This is a genomic window from Pseudomonas sp. Pse79 (assembly GCF_024519615.1).
Taxonomy (GTDB): Bacteria; Pseudomonadota; Gammaproteobacteria; order Pseudomonadales; family Pseudomonadaceae; genus Aquipseudomonas; species Aquipseudomonas veronii.
This window is the reverse complement of sequence record NZ_JALJRR010000001.1, coordinates 572,200-585,950: the sequence shown is the minus strand read 5'-3', so window position 1 is coordinate 585,950 and position 13,751 is coordinate 572,200. Positions and strand designations below refer to the sequence as shown.

Below are 13,751 nucleotides of genomic sequence, written 5' to 3'. Positions count from 1 at the left end.
TTCAATGCGCAGGGGCTCCTATGCAGCGTGTCATGATTATTGGCCAACCGGGGTCAGGAAAAAGTACGTTGGCTCGGGCGATGGGCAAGCACACAGGTCTTCCGGTCATCCATATCGACACGATCCATTGGCAACCGGGATGGGTTGAGCGAAACGCTGATGAGAAGACTCGCCTTTGTCACGAGGCCGAGGCTCGCGATCAGTGGATTTTTGAAGGTGGCCATTCGGCCACCTGGGATAACCGTATTGCCAGAGCCGACCTCTTAATATGGATTGATCGGTCGCCGGTACTTCGGTTTTGGCGTGTGTTTCTTAGAACTTTGACCCAGCGTGGTAGCACTCGCCCCGACCTTCCAGAGGATTGCCCAGAGCAGCTAAAGAACCTTCTAGCGCTTTTCAACTTCATGTGGACTACCCGTAAATCGGCGCGTGCCAAGATGAGGCAGCTTGCGGCAACGGCGCCCTCAACATGTCGCGTCGTCTGTCTGCGATCCAACCGTCAAACCAGGCAATTTCTATCGAGTATTCGGGACGTGCGTTGCGGACAGTCGTCGTGAAAAGTCCAGGTTCCGACAAAGCCGCTGCGTGATTGAAGAGCGCTGAGCGCCAAAGTCACGGTGTATTACTCAAGCGAGTACCCACTGGTGCGCAAGCAACTGGTCAATCTCACTCGCTCTCTGCGTCGGCCATCTTTCAAAAAAACATACGGGTGTAGATCAAGCTCTGTGAGCTTTTTCTCGTTCAAGCAGAGGGGGAGGTCGTGTTGAACGTTTGTGCAAGGTCTTCTGCTTTCGCAAAGAGCAGCATTTCCAGATCACCTATCTCGACGTCAAGTTTTCGGGAGACGCTCATGAGTAACTCGATGTAGGTTGAGTAGACACTGGTCGTTGCAATTCGAATCCAGCTTTGTTGGATCGCCTGAGCCTTCATGCGTGGCCAATGACCCATTTGAATGAATGGTGAACAAGGGTGGTATCAAGCGTCCACATGTAGATCTTCGGAAGTGTTGGCAGGTGCTGTCTGGCATATAAAAACAAGGTGTTTTCGAGAGTCTGCATGGACGTGGCAATGTATTGGGCGAGGTCTCTATGTTAATTCAGCATCAAATTTGCAGCTAACGTGTATCCGTCCGGCCAAGTCATCTGCCCAGCCCCGAAGAGCCAGGACATGGTGTGCACTTACATTTAAGTGGGCACCAGTTCTAACCTTTTAAGCGGATATTTCATGCAGCCAACACGCCGTTCCTATTCCAAATCCTTCCCTGCTGGTCAATGCAGATACTTTGCCGCAGGCCAGATAGGGGAGCTACATTTTCAACAGAATCGGCCAGAAGCCGACATCTGAAGAGCATCAGTGTGAGCTGCTAGACCTGGCGCTCCAGCGCGGTGGGTAAAGTCATGGGGCTCGGTTTACAGTGAGGCATCTCGGGGCCGGAGACGCCATGCGGTGTCCAGATTGCCACCGTCTTTCAGAGGCGGTACAGACTGCCGAAGTCAGCGCCATCCATCGGCGTGCTGTCCGTGCAGCCTGTCATCGGCAAACCCTGTGACCATCCTGCCGCCAAGGCCTGCACATCACGCAAGGGATCGGACGCCTTGGCGCGTTCATTGCGAATGCGGCAGGTTTCAGGATCAGTGGCAAACAGACCGCGAGCGAAGACTCGACCCTGCTCGGCCAGCTTGGCGGTCTTCGGCCCGCGGATCTCCGCGAAGCGCTGCAAGGCTTCATCAAGGCCGTTCGTTCCTTCCAGGCATCTAGCAAGGTGCCAAGCGTCTTCCAACGCCTGACAAGCGCCCTGGCCCGATGTCGGCAACGGCGCGTGCGCCGCATCTCCCACAAGCAGCACATTAGCCCGGCTCCACGTGTGCAGCGGCTCCAAGTCGTGCACGGCAATCATCCGGATGGCGTGCGCCGGCGTCGCCTGGATGATACGGGCGATAGGCTCCGGCCATCCCGCGAACAGATCCTCGATCTCCTTGCGCATATCGGCTGCGGGCGTCGCCCCTGACAATGGCCGCGCCTGCGCCGCTGCCCAGTAGACCAACTCCGGCCGGACCGGCACGCATCCGAAGCGATTGCCCGACCCCCAATAATCCTGAATCGCTATATCGCTCACCAACGCACTTTCCCCCTGCGCCACACCTATCCAGTTCACAAATCCCTGATAAACCGGTGTGTTGTCCCCCGCAACGAACCCGCGTGCCACCGACCCCATACGGCCATCTGCGCCGATAAGCAGATCTGGACGGATACTCACCCCGTTCTCGAAGCGCGCTACCGCTTTGCCATTAGCCTCCAGATCGATCCCCACCGCCCGATGCCCGAACTCCACCGGGATTCCGCTCTGTGCCGCATGCTTCAGCAGCACTGCCTGCAAGTCCCTCCGCAAAATGGTATGAGTCGGATATCCCATTGTCTGGTCCAGCAGCGCGATATCGATGCCCCCCAACGAATTGCCCGCAGCGTCCTGGCGGCGCACTACCACTGGCCGGCCACCCGCTGCCGCGATGTCTTGGAGGAGGTCCAGTTCCTCCAGCACAAAGCCAGCGTTGGGCCAGAGCGTCACGCCAGCCCCCATGGTCGCTGGCCCCGTCCGGCGCTCATATACCCGGGGACTGTGTCCCCGCTTGCGCAAGGCAAGCGCCACGCTCAACCCCGCAATTCCGCCGCCAAGTATTCCGATTTCCACGCTGGATCTCCTATTCAATCCGTCCCGACACGCCATCGGCGACAACCCATCGGACGAGACGGCATCTTAGATTCCGTCAATGGGGAGAACTATTATGTAAAAATGGGCGACTTTAATACCTTAATCGGGATAATCATGCGCAATGCCCTCGACCTGAACACCGTCCGTGTATACGTGGCGGTCGTCGATGCACAAAGCTTTTCCGGCGCGGCGCGCCTACTGTCCCTGCCATCCTCTAACGTCAGCCGCCACGTCGCCTCGCTGGAACGCAGATTGGGCGTCCGCTTGCTGGAGCGCAGTACTCGCCACCTGCGCATGACTGAAGCCGGCAGACTTCTCTACGAACGTGCAAAACCTTTGCTCGATTCCTTGCTCTCCACTGAGGAAGAACTTGGCGCGGTGCAGCGTGAACTGCGGGGGCCCTTAAGGATGTGCATGCCAGGCGAAGCGCCAAGGCTACTGGCCCCTATCCTGGCCGAATTCTGTAGCCTCCATCCTGGCGTCGAATTGGAGTGCGACACGCGCCTGACCGGTTTAGAAGCGCTCCGGGAAGACGTGGACCTCTCTATCGTCTTCCATCGTGGGCGCCAGGATGACAGCACCATCATCACCCGCGAACTCGCTACGCTACCCAGCATTGTGGTCGCGGCACCCGCTCTGTTAGCCAAAACGGGAACTCCGCGCCAAGTGCGCGAACTAGAGTCCTTGCCGTGCATTACTACACTGAGCGCATTGAAGGGCCAGCCCTGGCTGTTTCTCGACGGCACAGGCGAAATCGTGAAGGTATCTGTGCGTAGTCGCTATCGTGTCAACAGTGGAGAACTTGCGTTGGCGGGCGCGCGGCAAGGCATCGGTTTCGCGATAGTGGCAGCCTATCCATGCCAGGAAGATCTTGCCGCGGGCCGATTGCGGGAAGTGTCGCTGGACCTGCGCCCTGCGCCGCTGCAATTGCTTGGCGCGTACAGCCACCGGCATTCCGTGACTGCGCGGGTTCGGGCGTTGCTGGAATTTATACAGCTGCGGTTGGAACGAGTTGGGAGCGGCTCAAGATAAGGGGCCGCCAAGGATCAAGTCCGAAAGCGTCCCACCAGCCCGCTCAGCTCCGCAGCCAAGCGTGACAGCGCATGGCTCGCGGCGTTGGTCTGCAAGGCGCCCGCCGCAGATTGCGCCGACAGGTCGCGGATCGCCAACAGGTTGCTGTCGACCTCACGGGCAACCTGGGCCTGTTCTTCGGCGGCGCTGGCAATCACCAGGTTGCGCTCGTTGATCTGGCCGATGGCCGCGAAGATATCCTCCAGCACCACCCCCGACGCCTGCGTGATTTCCAGCGTGCCTTGCGCCCGTGCCGTGCTGCTGCGCATCGAATCCACCGCGTGTTCGGCAGTGCTCTGCACGCTGGCAATCATCTGTTCGATCTCGCGGGTCGATTCCTGGGTGCGGTAGGCGAGGGTGCGGACCTCGTCGGCCACGACAGCAAACCCCCGACCGGCTTCACCGGCCCGGGCCGCTTCGATCGCCGCGTTGAGGGCCAGCAGGTTGGTCTGCTCCGAGACTGCCCGGATCACGTCGAGCACCTTGCCGATGTTGCGCACTTCATTGGCGAGGTGCTGGATACGCTCGGCGCTGCCCTGAATTTCGGCGGTCATCGATTGCGTACCGCTGATGTTTTCGCGTACCTGCTGACGGCTCTTTTCCGATAGCGTATTGGAGGCGGTGGCCGCTTGCGAAGTCGACACCGCGTTGCGCGCCACTTCTTCGACCGCACTGGTCATCTGGTTCACCGCGGTCGCGGCCTGTTCCAGCTGCATGTCCTGCTGCTGGAGGCCACGGTTGCTTTCTTCGGTGACGGCGTTGAGTTCTTCAGCGGCTGAGGCCAACTGCGTGGCTGAGTCAGCGATCTGGATCAGTGTTTCACGCTGGCTGGCCTGCATGCGTTGCAGTTCAAGGAACAACTCGCCAATTTCGTTGCGGCCAGGCGAGACGACTTCGCGGGTCAGATCGCCCCCGGCAATGCGCTTGAAGTGCTCGCCGGCCGCGCGCAATGGGCGCAGGACGGTGCCCGAGATGAATACCCAGCAGACGACAGCGAGTGCCAGGGTCAGCAGGATCAAGGCAATGGCCAGGGTTTGCGAAGTCTGCAGCCGCGCAGCCGCCTCCGTGTTGATCTCCTGGGCACGGGCATCCAACGCGCCGACCAGCTTCACGCGAATCTCCTGAAGCTTGGTCATGCTGTTGCCGGCATCGATGTTGACTTGAAAATACTCTTCGGCGGAGCGCGCGCGAGTGGCGGCGCGTTGTCCGACGATGGCCGTGCCGTATACGGCGAACGCACGCTTGAGATCTTCGGCGAGGGCCTTCAACTGCGGGTCACGCAAGTCTGTGGTCGAGGCATTGACCTTGGCGATGGCGTCACTCCAGATCGCCTCACTGCGCACCAGCCGGGCTTCCGCATCGTCGAAACGCCCGCCGACGGTCTCGATGAACGCCGAGGACACGTTGGCGCTGGTACGGATTGCCAGCAGCAATGCGTTGTTGATCCCGTCGATTTGTCGCGAGGTACGCCCCAACTCGTCAATGTGCTCGTGACTGCGTACCGCCGACCGCCAGCCGTTCAGGGTCGAGAACAACAGTGCAATAACGAACAGCAGCAGCACCCCGATCATCCCGGTGCGAATTTTCAGATGGGCAAACATGGGCATACTCCGCAGACCACTTAAGTAATAGTGATCGTGCTATCCGCATTCACGCAGTGAACTTGAACGGCAGAAGTGGGAACCCGTTCGATTATCGAACCCTGAATTCAATGGCTCAGGTACATGGGCTGAATGGGGCGCGCACCGGGTTCAATCGAGCAGGCGACTGACCTCACGTAGACGCACGTCGTTCAGGTTCCCCGTCGACGCCAGCAGATTGAGCTGCGCGAGCAGAATCGCGTAGCGTTGCTGGGCCAAACGTTGCTGGGTGTCCGTGACTTTCTGCTGTGCGTCCAGCACCTCCGTGTTGATGCGCGCACCGGCCTCGAAGCCGTGGGTCACCGACGTGAGGTTGACCTGGCTGGATTTCAGCGCCTGCTTGAGCGCCTGGTATTGGCTCATGCCGCTGGTCACTTGCAGGTAGGCCTGGCGGGCCATCAGCCCGGCGCTGCGGCGCGCATCTTCGAGTTCATCCAGGGCTTTGCTCTGCAACGCATGGGCTTCGCGCACGCGGCTGCTGGTACGGCCGCCGCCATACAGTGGCACGCTCAGTTTGACCCCGACCACCGTCTGGTTATAACGATTCTCCGGCAGGGTGACGTCGTACACATCGCCGCCGACCGAGGCAAAACGGCCATGGGCGGCGATCAGGTCAAGGGTCGGCAAGTGGCCGGCTTGTTCCTTGTCGATGTCCATTTCGGCCAGGCGCTGGGCAATCTGCGCCCGCTGCACGGCGAGGTTGCCTTGTTGCGCGGTGGTGGCCCAGGCGCCGATCGCGGCGGGCACCGGAGCGCTGAATTGTGGCTCCTTGCCCGACCATGGGCGCGCCTGGGCGGCGGTCAATTGGGTGAGGGCTTCGGTGGCGATATCCAGCGCGCCGCGTGCGGCGATTTGCTCGGCGAAGGCCTGGTCGTATTTGGCCTGAACCTGTTCGAGCGCGTTGTGGGTGCTGGCACCGTCGGCCAACAAACGCCGGGTGCGGTCCTGGCTCTCCTGCAGGGTTTGCAACTGTTGCGTGCGGGTGTTCAACAGTTCCTGGTTAAGCAGTACGTCGAAGTAGGCGCGGGCGACACGCAGCATCAGGTCCTGGCGCGCCTGTTCGGTCTGCACCTCGCTGGCGCTGATCATCAGTTTGCTTTGGTCGTGGGCAACCACACTCTGCCAGCGCAACAGCGGTTGGGTGAGAACCACGGCATAGGCGTTGGTGTTATTGCGGTTGCGATGGTAGTCGGACGAATCCTCGGCATCGACCCACGCCGCGCCGCCGGTGACCGACAGGTCCGGTAACAGGTTGGCACGGCTTTGCGGTTCTTTTTCTGCGGTGGCCAATTGTTGCGCCTGTGCGGCGGCGAACTTCATGTCGTGGGTCAGCGCCTTCTGGTACAGCTGGTACAAGTCTTCCGCCGCCGCATTGGCCGGGCAGCAGGCGAGGCTGAGGCCGCACAGGAAAGTGAGCAGTGTGATCGGGTCGAGATGCAGCCCTGGAATACGCAAGGGGATGTGCTCCACTGGAGAAGTTATCGGCTGAGGGTGCTTCTGCGCATCATCAGCACCATGGGAATGCCGATGGCCATGACCGCGCCCAATGTGCCGAACAGCATGCTGAAGGCCAGCATTTGCGCTTGTTCACGCGCTTGCAGGTAAGGCATCAGGGCCAAGGCTTGTTGATGGCTTGCAAGGTTCAGGGACAGAAACAGCGGGTTGGATTCCACGCCGCCCCAGCCGCTGGCAACCAGGCTGGACTCGGTCACATGCTCGGACAGCAGGCGATAGCGCTCCCACGAGAACCGCGTGAGCAGGGTCGCGGCAATGGCGATGCCGACGCTGCCGCCCAACTGGCGCATCAGGTTGAGCACGCCCGAGGCGCCCGAGATCAACGTCAGCGGCAGACGGCGCATGGCCAGGTTGGTCAGCGGTACGAAGATCATGCCCAGGCCCAGGCCGCGAATCACCAGGGGCCAATAGAGCGTGTCCGGGTTGCTGTCGAGGGTGAACTGGGTGTGCAGGAACATCGCGTAGCAGTACATGACGATGCCCAAGGTCACGAACACGCGCTCGTCGATCTTGTTTTCCTGGGACAGCTTGCCGATCACCAAGGTGCTGATGGCACTGGCCACCGCTCCGGGAAAAATCACCAGCCCGCTCTGGTACGCGCTCTGTGCCAGCAACGTCTGCAAAAACAGCGGCACCATGAATAACGTGCTGTACAGCCCGAAGCCCACGCAAAACGCGCAGATGCAGCCCATCAAAAACTCGCGGTTCTGAAACAACGCCACATTGACGATCGGGTTGGTCGCGCGCCGTTCCCACCAGAAGAACCCCACCAGGCTGAAGCTGCTGAGCAACAGGCAGGCAACCGTCCAGTTCGATTCCATCCAGTCCCAATGCTCGCCGCGCTCCAGCAGGATCTGCAGGCTGCCGACGCCCAGGGCCAGCAGGCAGAAGCCGCTGTAGTCGACGCTGCTGGGTTTGCTTTCATTGGCGGAATCGCCGATGCACAGCCAGCACAGCAGCAGGGCCACGGCACCGATGGGCAGATTGATCAGGAATATCCAGTGCCAGGACAAGGTGTCGATCAGATAGCCGCCGACGGTGGGGCCCAACGTCGGCCCCATCATCACGCCAACGCCGTACAACGCCATGCCGCTGCTGACCTTCTCCTTGGGGAATACGTCGTAAATGATTGCCTGGGAAATCCCCAGCAACCCGCCGCCCGCCAAGCCTTGCAGTACGCGGAACGCCACCAGTTGCCAGAGTTCGGCGGAAAAGGCGCAGCCCACGGATGCCAGCACGAACACTGCCGTGGAGACCAGGTAATAAGTGCGCCGCCCGAACCAGGCCGACAGCCAGCCGCTGACCGGCAGGATCACTACGTTGGCCACCACGTAGCCGGTGGACACCCAGGAGATTTCATCGACCGACGCCCCGTAGGTGCCCATCAGGCTGGGAATCGCCACGTTGACGATGGTCACGTCGAGCAGCTCCATCATCGACACCAGCGTCACGGTCAGCGCAATCAGATACGGCGACTTCATAACGTGTGGCTGCCGTGCTGTTGCGTGGCGACTTCGACGAAGGCGCTCATGCCGGGGCTCAACAAGGCTTTGTAGTCATCCGGCACGTCTTTGAGGGCAATCCTGACCTGCACGCGCTGCACCACCTTGGTGAAGTTGCCGGTAGCGTTCTCTTGGGGCAGCAGTGAAAACTTTGCGCCGGTAGCCGGTGCGAGGCTCTCGACCACCCCGTCGAAAGCCTGCCCGGGAAACGCATCCACAGTGACCTTGGCCAACTGGCCGACCCGCACGCGCCCGACCTGGGTTTCCTTGAAGTTGGCGGTAATCCACAGCGGGTCGGTGGCAATCAGGCTCAACAGCTTCTGCCCGGCGACCACGAATTGGCCCGGCTCGACTTCTTTTTTCGAGACGATGCTGCGCACCGGCGCGGTCTGACGAGTGTCGTGCAGCTTGATCCGGGCCTGTTCCAGTTCGGCTTGCGCCGCCGCGATCCGGTAGTCCTGCACTTTCAGTTCGGCTTTGTTGGCCAAGGTGCTTTGCGCGGCAGCCTGGGCATTGCCGCGTGCCACTTCCTGGGCGTGGCTCAGGGCGTCGAAACGCGCCTTGGCCACCTCGAGATCCTGGGTGCTCAACACACCTTGGGCGCCCAGGCGGCGGGCGCGCCCGTAATCGTTGCGCGCCTGCTCCAGATTGGCGCTGGATTGTGCCAGCGCCGCTTGCGCCGCCTGGCGCATTGCGACCGCGCCGAGGACCTGGCTGTCCAACGCACCCGGACCGCCGCCGCGCCCTGCGGCGGCAAGCAACGCCTGCCATTGCGCCTCACGCTGCTCGACCTGGTATTGATATTCGCTGTCGCGGATCTGAAACAGCAGATCACCGCTTTGCACCGTGACGTTGTCTGTCACCGGCACGCTCATCACCACGCCCGAGAGCTTGGCGCGCACCGGAATGATCACGCCATCGAGCTCGGCGTTATCGGTACTCACGTAAGCGTTGGAATACTGCCAACGCTGCCAGCCGAGCAGCAGTAACCCACCGACCACAACGCCGCACAGTGTCAGTTTTATCAATTTACCTTTGGTCATGTCCTGCTCCCTGTGGTCATGCGAGGCTTAGGCACTCAGGGCGGTCCGTGGCGTGTTGCGCTTTGTGCTGCAGGAAGTGATGCACGCCATCCCACAAATCGATGCGCGATTTGATCGCGGTCTTGGCGCTTTCGACCATGTGCTGGTGTTGCACAGGGGTGGTGACGATTTCAGCGATAATGCGTTTAGCGGCCGGGCCGTGATCGTCGCCATCCATTTCGATGTGGCGCTTCAAGTAATAGGTGAGCATCGGCACCTCGGTTTCGCTGACCGACCATTGCGACAGCAGGCGTCCGAACATGTCGGGGATGATGTCTTCACGGCCAAAGAAGAAGTACGCCAACACCGCTTCGGTGGTGCCGTGTTGCGCCACATCGAGCGTCTGGCACATGAACACTTTGGCCGCCAATGGGATATCGCGGTCGCTGAGGGCCTTGGCCAGCGGTTCCTTGGCCTGGATGGCGGCGAGGAAACGGCGGAATACCGAGCTGTCGGCGCCGATTTCATCCATGGCGGTCAGGTACAGGTCCAGGTGGCTGATAAAGCCGCCATCGGGGTGTTCGTCGGTTTCTTCGCCGACCACGATTTCATTGATCAAGCGCGCAGCCGTGATATGCGTTGGCGGTACCCACGGCAACTCCACACAGGTGAGGTCGCGCTGGATGCGCTTGAGCAGGGTCATGAAGTCCCATACGGCAAACACATGAAATTCCATCAGTGTGCGTACATCTTCAACGGTGCGGATATTGGCGAAAAGCGGGTGGCCGAATAACTGGGCGCGCTCGGTTTCAATGTGGCGGTCGATATCAAAAGGCATAGCAGCTCCTGCGGCCTGACGGTTCAGGCCAAAATCCATGGGGAAAGTAAGGGGACCGTTCAGTCGTTCAGCGTGTCGCCACGGTAAGGATGGCGACCGGAGGCGTACTTGAAGGACGGTATGAAGCGTGTTTCCAGCAGGTATTGCCGGTCTGCGTACCACCCCGCGTCCAGCAGTTGGCGGTGGACGCGGGGCAGGCGCCAGCACGGCACCGCTGGATAAAAGTGATGCTCCAGGTGAAAGTTCGCGCCGGCGTGCAGCCAGGTGCTCAGGCGCGAGGTACGCGAGCGGGCAGGGGGCTGGTCATGGCCCTCGCTGAAGGCATGTTCCTGATAGGCATTGACTGCCGAGAGCAGGAACGCAACCGCCAGGCTCAAGGCAAACCCAAGCAGCAGCCCGTCGATCTGCCACAGGGCGACCGCGTAGACGCTCAACCAGCCGACCTGGCACGCGATATTGCAGCGCGCCAGTCGTCGCACCTGGGCTGCGCTCAAAGGCGAAGGCAAGGGCGATGGGCTGACCGGCGGGCCGAAAGCCAGGCGCAACGTCGCCTGCAGATAGTTCGAGGTGGCCATCAACCGTGACAGCGCAAGGCGGCTAAACAGGCTCCGATAACGCGAGAAGTGCCGATAGTCCGGGTCCTGTTCGCTGTTGCTGTAGCGATGGTGTTGCCAATGGTCGACGAAGTAACCGGTCACGCAGAATCCAGGCAGCAACGAACTGGTGAAAATGCCCAGGTAGCAACTGTGCATAGGCGTGCTGCTCAGGTTGAAGTGGAAACCTTCATGCCCGAGGATCGCTTGCAGAAACCACCCGTACCCGGCCAGCACCCAAAGGGGCGAGCACAGCAACACCCACAGGGTGGCGGCCGTGTTCGCCACCCACACAAACAGCGCGAGGGGCAGCAGGAAGAGGCACAAGGCGTAACCGATGATCAACAGGGACTCACCCGACCGGGCCTTGAACAAGGCGCGATCGAGGCGGACCTGAGGCTTGCTGTGGAGTTGTCTGGCCATTGGCAACGCGTTACTCGATCAGTTCAGGTTTGAGCGCGAGGTGCCCGCCGCGGGTCAGCGTGCGCAGGCGCAGGGCGATAAAGGCGTCGACCACACTTGGTGCGATACGCGCGGTGTACATGGCCAGCGTGCCCATAAAGGTCAGCCCGCGGTTGCGCAGGCCGTCTTTTTGGCAGGCGCGAACCAGGCCATCGGCGGCGGCATCGAGTTTCTCTTCGAGAGACAGCAGGGTCCTGTCACCCCACATGAACGTCACCAGGCGCTTGACCGACAAACCCACGCGCTGGGCGGGCAAGTGAATGGCGGTGTCGATAAAGCCCGGGTACACGGTGACCACGTCGAGCTGCCCGCGATATTGCATGCGCAGCACGTCCGAATAAGCACTCAGCGCGCGTTTGCTGGCAGCGTATGCGGCCACATAAGGCGCGTTCACCAGGGCAAACAGCGACGACACGTTGACCACTTTGCCGCGCTTGCGCAGCAACCCCGGCAGGAACCCGGCCACCAATTGCCATGGCGCGAACAGGTTCACATCCACCGCGCGGGTGACTGCGTCGGTGACGCCGGTTTCACCGCGTTCCAGGGTCAGGGTGCCGGCGTTATTCACCAGGATATCGATGTCGCCGAAGTCGGTGCTGATGGCGCCAATCACCTGCGCCAGCGCCGTTCGGTCACACAGGTCGACTTGATAAAACCCATCCAGCAACCCGGGCTCTTGTGGCGCAAGAATGTCCAGGCCGATCACGGTGGCGCCCTGTTTTTTCAATGTGCAGGCCGCCGCGTAACCGAGGCCGCGCGCGGTTCCGGTGATCACGACGATTTTTCCGAGCAGGTTCATGGGTGCGCTCCGGCGATGCTGAAGGTTGAGTGGGACAAGTAGGTGTCGAGGTTGCTCGCCATCGAGATCTTCGCCGGCGGGTGAAACTGCAGGCCACGGCAGGCCATCAACCAGTTCGAACTCTGGTTGCTGGTGATAAACGCCATCCCACCGAGCATGGCGTGGGCCTGGTCCGAAAGTTCGGTGAGCAGTTGTTCGATGCCGTAGCGCACCAGCAGCAGGCGGGCCAGCACGTTCGGCAGGTCCTGCGGGTTGCGTTCGATATCCAGCGCCGCGCCTTCCAGGGCACTGATCGCCAGTTGCAGCTGAGCCGCCAGCTCCACGCGGTGATGGGGCGTCCAGCGCCCGGCTTCGATCACAGACTCGACCAAACCGGCGCAGGCCCCCACGTAGGACGCGCAAATCAACAGCTCGAACCAGATGAAACCGACGGTTTGCACGTCGCCCAACAGGTGTTTGTAGCCGGCGGAAAACAACATGCGTTCGGGCACGAAGACTTCGTTGAGGCGCACCTCGATGCTTTCGGCGGCGGCCAGTGCGCTGTTCTGCCAGAACGGCGACCGCGTGATGCCCGGTGCATTCGCCGGAATCAGTGCGACCATCAGCTCTTCGCCCTCGGCGGTCTGGCGGGTGTAGCTGGCGGTGAGCAAGTCCATCGACTGCCCGAGGCAGCAGGGCTTTTTGCTGCCGCTGAGCAATACACCTTCAGGGGTTTGCAGCGCCTGCATGTTCGAATCGAGAATGCCGGCACCCGAGTTGCCTTCGGCAAACCCCGAGGACAGCAGCAAGCGCTTTTGTGCGACCGCCGCCAACAACAAACCTTCGGCGCCGCCGCCGTTCTGGGTGAGGGCCAACAGGCTCGCCACGGAAAACTGATGCATGGTGCTGGCCACCGCCAGCGAGGGTGAACGCGCGCCCAGGGCGATCTGCACATGCACGGCATCAAGGATGCCCGCGCCCAACCCGCCCGCGGCACGGTTGACCAACAGGCCGACCGGCCCTTGTTGCTTGAACAGGGCGATGACTTCGCTAGGCGGCGCTTCGCGTTCGGCGAATGCGATGCTCGCCAGGCGTTCGTCAAAACCTGGGGCGTAGCTGTGCAGCAAGGCATGCGAGCGATTCAACAGTGAAAGGGACATGGTTCAGGCCTTCAAGTAACTCGCCGGGAACAGACCGGTGATGATCGAGTGAATGTTGTCGCGGATGGCTTTGTGGGCCACGGGGTCGAGCATGTCGGCGAGCATCGGCAGGCCCAGGTCAAAGCGCGAGGCGAAGGTGATGACCGCGTCTTTGCCGTCCGGCAACACTTGCCAGGTGCCGGAGAAGTGATCGACATCGCCGCTCATTTGCTCGAAGTGGATTTCCCGGGTCTGGGTATTGAACGTGTCACGCTCCTGCCACTTGAGAATGCCGCTGTGGAAATTGACTTCCCAGGAGGTGAACGACACCTGGTCGCTGACCTTATTGATCGTGATATTGCGCACCGACTCGCACAGCTCGACGTAGTTGCTGAAGTCGCTGATCACGGCAAAGACTTCATCAGCGCAGGCACTGGGGATATGGGCCAGTACGTTGACTTCTTGCATGGGGGAAACTCCA

The 13,751-nt window shown here is 61.0% G+C and carries 12 protein-coding genes; 2 read left to right on the top strand and 10 right to left on the bottom strand.

From position 1 onward, the window contains the following. The first annotated feature begins 20 nt into the window (after positions 1 to 20). Positions 21 to 557: an AAA family ATPase gene (locus NR164_RS02505; RefSeq protein ID WP_232925446.1), complete on the top strand. Its 537-nt coding sequence runs from the start codon at positions 21 to 23 to the stop codon at positions 555 to 557. Between the two features lie 911 nt (positions 558 to 1,468). On the opposite strand, the gene NR164_RS02500 is transcribed toward NR164_RS02505, so the two are convergent. Beyond that, complete coding sequence (locus tag NR164_RS02500; RefSeq protein WP_236255119.1) at positions 1,469 to 2,725, bottom strand: FAD-dependent monooxygenase; 1,257 nt, start codon at positions 2,723 to 2,725, stop codon at positions 1,469 to 1,471. Here NR164_RS02500 and NR164_RS02495 point away from each other — a divergent pair. Further along, a complete protein-coding gene (locus tag NR164_RS02495; protein ID WP_231589922.1) occupies positions 2,618 to 3,742 on the top strand; it encodes a LysR family transcriptional regulator in 1,125 nt (374 codons plus the stop codon). The genes NR164_RS02500 and NR164_RS02495 overlap by 108 nt on opposite strands. A 14-nt stretch (positions 3,743 to 3,756) precedes the next feature. Here the strand turns inward: NR164_RS02495 and NR164_RS02490 are convergent, their stop codons facing one another. From NR164_RS02490 to NR164_RS02450, 9 genes are all read right to left on the bottom strand, one after another. Then, positions 3,757 to 5,382 carry a methyl-accepting chemotaxis protein gene (locus NR164_RS02490; RefSeq protein ID WP_079443792.1) on the bottom strand — a complete coding sequence of 542 codons (1,626 nt, stop codon included), beginning with the start codon at positions 5,380 to 5,382 and terminating at the stop codon, positions 3,757 to 3,759. A gap of 150 nt (positions 5,383 to 5,532) precedes the next feature. Further along, the gene (locus NR164_RS02485) at positions 5,533 to 6,876 is read right to left on the bottom strand and encodes a TolC family outer membrane protein (RefSeq protein ID WP_079443793.1); all 1,344 of its coding nucleotides are present in this window, start codon (positions 6,874 to 6,876) and stop codon (positions 5,533 to 5,535) included. A gap of 23 nt (positions 6,877 to 6,899) precedes the next feature. Continuing rightward, complete coding sequence (locus NR164_RS02480; protein WP_046489551.1) at positions 6,900 to 8,417, bottom strand: DHA2 family efflux MFS transporter permease subunit; 1,518 nt, start codon at positions 8,415 to 8,417, stop codon at positions 6,900 to 6,902. Then, positions 8,414 to 9,481: an HlyD family secretion protein gene (locus NR164_RS02475; RefSeq protein ID WP_017849071.1), complete on the bottom strand. Its 1,068-nt coding sequence runs from the start codon at positions 9,479 to 9,481 to the stop codon at positions 8,414 to 8,416. The genes NR164_RS02480 and NR164_RS02475 overlap by 4 nt, the downstream gene beginning before the upstream one ends. 16 nt (positions 9,482 to 9,497) lie before the next feature. Then, a complete protein-coding gene (locus NR164_RS02470; RefSeq protein WP_017849072.1) occupies positions 9,498 to 10,298 on the bottom strand; it encodes a DUF3050 domain-containing protein in 801 nt (266 codons plus the stop codon). Positions 10,299 to 10,357: 59 nt separating this feature from the next. Then, the gene (locus NR164_RS02465) at positions 10,358 to 11,314 is read right to left on the bottom strand and encodes a fatty acid desaturase (protein WP_256822236.1); all 957 of its coding nucleotides are present in this window, start codon (positions 11,312 to 11,314) and stop codon (positions 10,358 to 10,360) included. 10 nt (positions 11,315 to 11,324) lie between these two features. Beyond that, entirely contained in the window at positions 11,325 to 12,152 is an 828-nt protein-coding gene (locus NR164_RS02460) for an SDR family oxidoreductase (protein WP_017849074.1), read from the bottom strand. Continuing rightward, positions 12,149 to 13,291, bottom strand: a complete 1,143-nt coding sequence (locus NR164_RS02455; RefSeq protein ID WP_256822235.1) for an acyl-CoA dehydrogenase family protein — start codon at positions 13,289 to 13,291, stop codon at positions 12,149 to 12,151. The genes NR164_RS02460 and NR164_RS02455 overlap by 4 nt, the downstream gene beginning before the upstream one ends. 3 nt (positions 13,292 to 13,294) lie before the next feature. Beyond that, the gene (locus tag NR164_RS02450; RefSeq protein ID WP_046383430.1) at positions 13,295 to 13,738 is read right to left on the bottom strand and encodes a type II toxin-antitoxin system RatA family toxin; all 444 of its coding nucleotides are present in this window, start codon (positions 13,736 to 13,738) and stop codon (positions 13,295 to 13,297) included. Between the last annotated feature and the right edge of the window lie 13 nt (positions 13,739 to 13,751).

Coding starts and splice junctions, on each gene's coding strand:
- NR164_RS02490 (WP_079443792.1), bottom strand. CDS start 5,382: ATGTTTGCCCATCTGAAAATTCGCACCGGGATGATCGGGGTGCTGCTG.
- NR164_RS02480 (WP_046489551.1), bottom strand. CDS start 8,417: ATGAAGTCGCCGTATCTGATTGCGCTGACCGTGACGCTGGTGTCGATG.
- NR164_RS02455 (WP_256822235.1), bottom strand. CDS start 13,291: ATGTCCCTTTCACTGTTGAATCGCTCGCATGCCTTGCTGCACAGCTAC.
- NR164_RS02465 (WP_256822236.1), bottom strand. CDS start 11,314: ATGGCCAGACAACTCCACAGCAAGCCTCAGGTCCGCCTCGATCGCGCC.
- NR164_RS02475 (WP_017849071.1), bottom strand. CDS start 9,481: ATGACCAAAGGTAAATTGATAAAACTGACACTGTGCGGCGTTGTGGTC.
- NR164_RS02470 (WP_017849072.1), bottom strand. CDS start 10,298: ATGCCTTTTGATATCGACCGCCACATTGAAACCGAGCGCGCCCAGTTA.
- NR164_RS02460 (WP_017849074.1), bottom strand. CDS start 12,152: ATGAACCTGCTCGGAAAAATCGTCGTGATCACCGGAACCGCGCGCGGC.
- NR164_RS02505 (WP_232925446.1), top strand. CDS start 21: ATGCAGCGTGTCATGATTATTGGCCAACCGGGGTCAGGAAAAAGTACG.
- NR164_RS02500 (WP_236255119.1), bottom strand. CDS start 2,725: ATGGCGTGTCGGGACGGATTGAATAGGAGATCCAGCGTGGAAATCGGA.
- NR164_RS02450 (WP_046383430.1), bottom strand. CDS start 13,738: ATGCAAGAAGTCAACGTACTGGCCCATATCCCCAGTGCCTGCGCTGAT.